Genomic DNA, 6,000 nt, shown 5'->3' on the forward strand with positions numbered 1-6,000 from the left:
CGACACGGATTTAGGGACAGGCGGCGCCACCGAGGGCTCGAAGATGCTGCCCGAGTTGCTGAGACTGGCCTACGTGCGCGCCAGTGTTGTTGCCCACGCGCAGACTTTTCCATCGCGACTGGATTGTCAGGAAGCGGCCTCTCGTCGGTACCGGCACCCGGCCACAAGTGGACGCTCACGACTGTCGGTTCTAGGGGAACTGGCGAACCCATCCTGTCAGATGTCCAGCCTCACACGCCGGGTCGATGCAATTGGCGTTACGCCGACCGGGGCGAGAGGAAGAGGGCGCGGCTTCCGAGCACGGCGTGGGCGGGGCGAATTGGGCCTCAGTGCGACCAGGACCCGTAGTTTGGCGTTCAGCGCCAGCAACCTCCTGGCTCGCGCAATTAGACCATTCGCAGCTTGTCCAACACTGTCGACTTGACCTGCCGCATCTCCAGCGTTTTGCAGACTTGGCTCACGACATTGTGCGCCGCATTGGTATCGCCCTGATGTTTCAACCAGCGCGCAACGTTTTCGGCGTACTGCAGATACTCAACGTGCCCGAGCGTCGCAGCAGCTGAGTCGCAATCGGCAAGCAGGGCCTGTGAGAGCAGCCGCCGGGCGTCTTCAACGCAACCCGGCACATCGTCGATGCACGGCACCCCATTGCGAATCGACAGGACTTTGCCCGACCGTCGAAGTGGCATGCCCAGAGCCACGCGAGCATGCGTGCCTAACGCGAGATGCGGTCTCCGGTCCAGCACTTCACGCAGGGTGTTGTTGGCGGAGTCCAGCACGCGCGTTCCGTCGAAAGCCAGCACGCGCCCCACATCGTCGGTGAATACGTCCTGCGCCAGAAACTCCTCCTCGCGGCCACGAGGAGGCGCAACGCGCACGTCCAGTGGCGGCGACACCACGTCTTCGCCGTCGGCTAGGCGGAGGCAGGCCTGCAGACGGTAGCGCCCGGGCTCGGCGAGGAGCCAGCCGCTAAGTGCGGCACCGACGAAGACTGGTGCGTACATCGACTCGGCAGGCGCCAGTGTCTTTGGGCTAGACATCCGGTAGGCCGCTGCATAGGGCTGCCAGCGGCGAGAGGCCGCCATGCCGCGCCTGACCACCAGGGTCAGTTTAGTCCCATCGAGGAGCACATCATCCGGAAGCTGCAAGGGCTCGGTGGAGACATTCTTCAGTTTGATCTCTAGCATCGCCGGCTCGAGGAACTCCAATGCTGGCTGCGCACGGTTTAAACGCAACGACAAGACAAGCCGAGGCCGGGATAACACCGAGGCCGCCTCGAAGCCGTGGTGGTCAAACCAAGCGGCATTCCCGGTCCGCACGAACCGTCGCGGCGCGTGACGCAGAAACTGCAACTCCGGGTCGCTGAAACGGAAGCGGAACGTCCGGAAGAAGGCCGCCTCGCCGTGCCGCACGTCACGCACGTCGTCGTTCATGAAGCTGCGGTCCTCGGGATCATCCGCCAGCTGCATCCACGGCGTATTCGAACTCTTCTCCGACGCATGGGCGAGATTGAAGGCGTGGCCCGTCTCGTGGCAGGCAACCACGAAGCGCATGCGCGCCACCCAAGCCACGCGATCCGGATCGCCCGTCGGCGCTTGTGAGATGAACGACTGCGTAAACACCGCAGTGCCCTGTCGCTGAGCCGCACCGATGCAGTCGAACATGATGCCGCCCAGCCCGACCCCACTCTCGTGCAGCGCGGCGTGGAAGATCCATAGCGCTCCCTGCGGAATGTCGGCAAAGCGTTTATGCATGGCGTCATGCATCTCCGTGTTGCTCCAACGCCCATCCGCACCACTGAGCGCCAGTGCAGCATGGTCGGGTATCGTCGACGCCTTGATGTCAAAGCCGGCGCGCTCGAACACGCGGACAAGGGTCAACTCCTCGGCGGGTAGATTGGCGGGATGGTTCCGGTGGTCGTGGGTGCCGATGCCCAGGCAAGGCTCCGCATCGTCGGTCGAGTCGAACTTGAATTCGGCTGAGTCAAAGCTCGCAGAGACAAACTCGAAGCTGCACTTAAGCGCAGGACCACCACTGTCCTCGAAGACCACGGTTGCCGTCGCACCCGTTGTCGCCGGTTCATGGATGGCAATATGGACCGCTAGGTACTGCGGCATCGCGTCCGTCGGGTCGCGATAGAAGATCGCGCCCGTCCAGTAGGCGATGACGGCGGGATCTGCAGCGGCGACGACCTCCTGCGTCTGCAGGCGCGCAACCCAGTGAAGCTGGTGCTCCAGGCCGCTGATGAGCACCCCACTGGCCAACATCTGAGGGTATTCGCCATCGACATCCAGCCTAAGTTCGCCGCGAAGCGATTGAGACTGAACTGCTTCGCCCGGCGGAAAGTGGTACAGCCCGCTGTGCTGTCGTGACCCCTTAGTCGGCAACCCGGTTGTCGACGGGTTGCTAAGGTGCGTAGCCTCATCCACGTTGGTCTCCCTCCAATGTCCCTCGACCGAAGCGCCGGAGCGGAAGGCACTCACGGTGCCGTAGCGCCGAATGTGCCAAGCATCGGAGGAAGTGTCGAGATCCAGTGGACCAGTTCGCTGGTGCTCTCGAAACCGGTCTTGGCGCGGATGTTCATCACCTGCGTGCGCACCGTGTTGAGCCTGCGGCCGTGCTCCTCGGCAATGTCGTGCGGGCGCTGTCCGTTGCACAGGCGGACGAGCACCAGTTCCTCCATGCGGGACAGTCCGTGGTCGCGCGCAAAGGCGTAGATCGACAACGGCTCGCAGATGCGTTCGCGAGAGAGTGTCAGCAGTGCACGCGCATGCTGCCGGGACTCACCTGAAACCGAGCGCGACTGATCGACACCTGCACCGGCGTCGCCCTGGCTTCCCGCGATGCGCACAACGGCCACGCCAAGGCGCTCACGCTTGCCGCCGAGCACGAGCATCTTGCGGTGGCCTCTCGCCAGCACGGCGTCCAGCGCGCCGCTGAGCCGTGGCTGCTCGTGCGCATCCACCGCGACCAGCCTGCTGCCGGAGCGCCGGAGCCCCCGGCCAAGCGCCAGGTGGCGTTCGGCGATCGGATTGCAGTAGATGACCTCGTGATCGGCGTTGACCAGGACTATGCCGTAGTCGGTTTCGGCGAGGGCATGGAGACCCCAGGCGGAATCACCTGGGGAACTGGGGTCTGCTTTCATAGGTACGCTCCAGAAGGACTGACCGAATTGCCGCGTATCGTCGCGACATCGATCAATCTAGTGAGCGTTCCCACACGAACTGCACACACTCCAATTTCGGCAATCAGGACAAGAAGTGCACGACCCAGCCTCCTTCGAGGCACGGCCGCAAGACACGCCCGGCGACGCCTGGTCGAAGCAGAGGCTTGGGGCTCAATCGGCCGGCTGGCCGTGCGATCTGGGCGTTTGGGCTCATCGGCAGCATCTCCGTCCGGCGGAACCATCAAAGGTTCCAGTACGCCGCAGATTGCTTTCGCGGCACCGGCAGGTCATCACCAGCTTGCATGTTGCGCAGCGTGAGACCTTCCTTTTCAATGCGGACCCCACCTTCAGTCTCCGCCGCCGGCCGGCAACGGCAGGTCCGGCGGGTCAGGGGTGATTTTCTCTAGCGACCGGCGTCGTGTACGGCGCGCAACGCCGATCCGATGGCACACTCGCTACAAGTGCCCAGAACGGATCCGGCAACCTCTAACCAACTTTGTGTAGGTGTTGAATGAACAACGAAGTCACTGGCACAGCGCAGAATTCGGCCGGAACCGGCGACGGACCTGTCCTGAAGGCCGCCGAAATGATCCACTTCGATGAAGCCGCCCTCGCCAAAGGCAGCGACGCGGCGATCCAACAACTGATCGCGGAGTTTCGGGGTCTCGCCCAGGCCGACCCGAACCTCACGAAGATCAAATTGCGCGTGCGACCGCGCGATGACTTGTCAAACGCCGATGCAGAGGCTCAGGTCGACGCACGCATCGAGTCGCTGCGCAAGGGGCTGGAGGCCGCAGGGCTCGCATCCGGCGAATTCCGGCTCGTGGCCGCAGTCTGATCCACCTGCGCATGCGCGAGGAGGCAGCCATCGACTTGCCCGCGTTCGATGAAGTCGAGTTCGAGCGCAGATCCTTGCAGTGCTGGCGCGACTGGAAGGGGGGCGAGTTGATGGCCGCTTGCGCCGAGGGACTCACCGGCACTCCTGCGGATCGCCCTGCAGTGGCCTACTGGTCAGGGATTTGCAGCTTCATGCATGAGCGGGCCGATGCGCTGGCCTGGCTGGACGTGGCGCATGCCGGTTGCTCCGCTGATGGCGCAGCGCTTCCACTACGCCTGCGCGCCGCGGCCGCCGGCGTGGTGGTTTGTGTGCTGGACGTGAGTGCACAGCGGGATGTGGCCTCATGGTGCGAGCGCGCGCGGGAGTTCGACCGGCTCCCGCCGGGTACCCCGGCGGCCCAGGCAGGTCTCTGGCGGCACCTCGCCCGCGTCTGCGCCGGTCTGCTCAGCGATCAGGACACGCCCGACATGCAGGCTTCGGCACAGTGGCTGCACACTGAGCTGGGGCCGCTCCGCACGGCGCTGAACCGTCATGAGCGGCTGATCGCCGCACAGGTGCTGCTCAACTATCACCTGGCCAGCCAGCAGTACGACCGCTTCGACAGCCTGCGTGTCAACGTTGAGCATCCGGCGCTGTTCGACGAGGCGGCGCCCCTTCTGCGCGCACGTTGGCTGTACACCTATGGCTTCGTCAAGTACCACGCCGGCGAGTCCGACGACGCCGAACCCTACTGGGTCCGTGCGGCCGCAGTCTCTCAGCAGCATAGCCTGTCAGTCACTGCGCTCGTTACGGCGCTCGCCCAATTGCGCCTTGAAGTCGATCGCGGCAACCTGGTCCAGGCCACAGCCATTGAGGCGACGATCGACGACCGCTCCGGCGCGGGCCGCGAATCGCAGCTGGCGCTTCTTCATCAGATGCGGGCCCGCCTCAAGATGTTGGAACAGCTGCCGGGCATAGCCAAGACCCTGCTGGACCAGGCTATCGCCACGGCAATGGGGGCCGGCGCCACAAAGACCGAGTGCGCTGCATACGACGCGGACATGGTGCAGGTGCTGATTGCGCTGGAGCGGATCGAGGAAGCGTCGATGCGGGCGGCGAGCCTCACGGAAGTCCACCACGGCCGCAACGGCGAGATCTTCCGCTGCCTGCACCTGCTGATCGAGGCTTGGAGATTGCGCACGGAGGACCTTCAGGGCAGCCGGCGTGCATTGTCTGCTGGCCTGCGGCTGGTGCAGCAGCTCAACTTCCGGATGTTCTTCCGCCTGCAGCCCGGTTTCGCGGCCGGGCTCTGCGCGTTGGCACTCAGCTGGAACATTGAGCGCGTCTTCGTCCTGGAGATCATCGGTCGCCGCAAGCTGGCGGCGCCACCCAATGCGGACCACCACTGGCCGTGGCGATTCTGGGAACAGATGCTCGGCTCCACCGAGTCGCGGATCGACGGCAAGCGCCAGACCGCGGGCAGCACGAGGATGCCGTCCAAGCCCGTGGAACTGCACCGCCTGCTTTGCTGCCAGACGGACATGTCGATGCCGATGATGCGCGCCGCTGCCGCGTTGTGGCCCGACGATGCCGAGGGCGACACGGACCGCACCTTCGAGCTGCGCAGAAAGGTCGAGGAGAACATTGCGCGACTGCGGACCCGGCTGGGCGCCCACGCCACCGTCGAGGTCAGCGAAGGCGTAGTCAGGCTCAATGCGGCCTGCTCGAATTCCGATGTGCGCAGTCGCCGCCTGCTGATCCACCAACTGCAAGTGATGGCACTGCGCACTGCCGGCCTGCCGCCGGGGGCCGTGCTGCACGGCATCGCGGAAGCCACAACCTTGATCATCTCGATCCGGGAACTCAGCGGCGGCACTCTCATGCCGGGCGTGGAAGGTGTCGCCTGGGTGAACGATCAACGAAGCGAGTGCGAAAGGGATGGCAGTTTCAAGTGCGAAGTGCAACGCCTGGGTTAATGAACTGAGGATGATGGTTTGTGGGAGCTGGCCAGGGTCTG

General features: G+C 64.5%; 4 protein-coding genes. 2 read left to right on the top strand and 2 right to left on the bottom strand.

Annotated features, from left to right (window positions below; all coding sequences use genetic code 11):
* Nucleotides 1-386: 386 nt before the first annotated feature.
* Nucleotides 387-2,429 (bottom strand): hypothetical protein, encoded by a 2,043-nt coding sequence (locus EOINJALH_RS10515; RefSeq protein ID WP_144289963.1) that lies wholly within the window; start codon nt 2,427-2,429, stop codon nt 387-389.
* Nucleotides 2,430-2,479: 50 nt separating this feature from the next.
* Nucleotides 2,480-3,145 carry a LuxR C-terminal-related transcriptional regulator gene (locus EOINJALH_RS10520; RefSeq protein ID WP_088280313.1) on the bottom strand — a complete coding sequence of 222 codons (666 nt, stop codon included), beginning with the start codon at nt 3,143-3,145 and terminating at the stop codon, nt 2,480-2,482.
* A 532-nt stretch (nt 3,146-3,677) separates the two neighbouring features.
* Here EOINJALH_RS10520 and EOINJALH_RS10525 point away from each other — a divergent pair.
* Nucleotides 3,678-4,004, top strand: coding sequence for a hypothetical protein (locus EOINJALH_RS10525; protein ID WP_088280314.1), 327 nt, complete (start codon nt 3,678-3,680; stop codon nt 4,002-4,004).
* 11 nt (nt 4,005-4,015) lie between these two features.
* Nucleotides 4,016-5,959, top strand: a complete 1,944-nt coding sequence (locus EOINJALH_RS10530; protein WP_088280315.1) for a hypothetical protein — start codon at nt 4,016-4,018, stop codon at nt 5,957-5,959.
* Nucleotides 5,960-6,000: the final 41 nt, after the last annotated feature.

This window comes from Ideonella sp. A 288, from assembly GCF_002198735.1.
Taxonomy (GTDB): domain Bacteria; phylum Pseudomonadota; class Gammaproteobacteria; order Burkholderiales; family Burkholderiaceae_C; genus Pseudaquabacterium.

Coding starts and splice junctions, on each gene's coding strand:
- EOINJALH_RS10520 (WP_088280313.1), bottom strand. CDS start 3,145: ATGAAAGCAGACCCCAGTTCCCCAGGTGATTCCGCCTGGGGTCTCCAT.
- EOINJALH_RS10525 (WP_088280314.1), top strand. CDS start 3,678: ATGAACAACGAAGTCACTGGCACAGCGCAGAATTCGGCCGGAACCGGC.
- EOINJALH_RS10530 (WP_088280315.1), top strand. CDS start 4,016: ATGCGCGAGGAGGCAGCCATCGACTTGCCCGCGTTCGATGAAGTCGAG.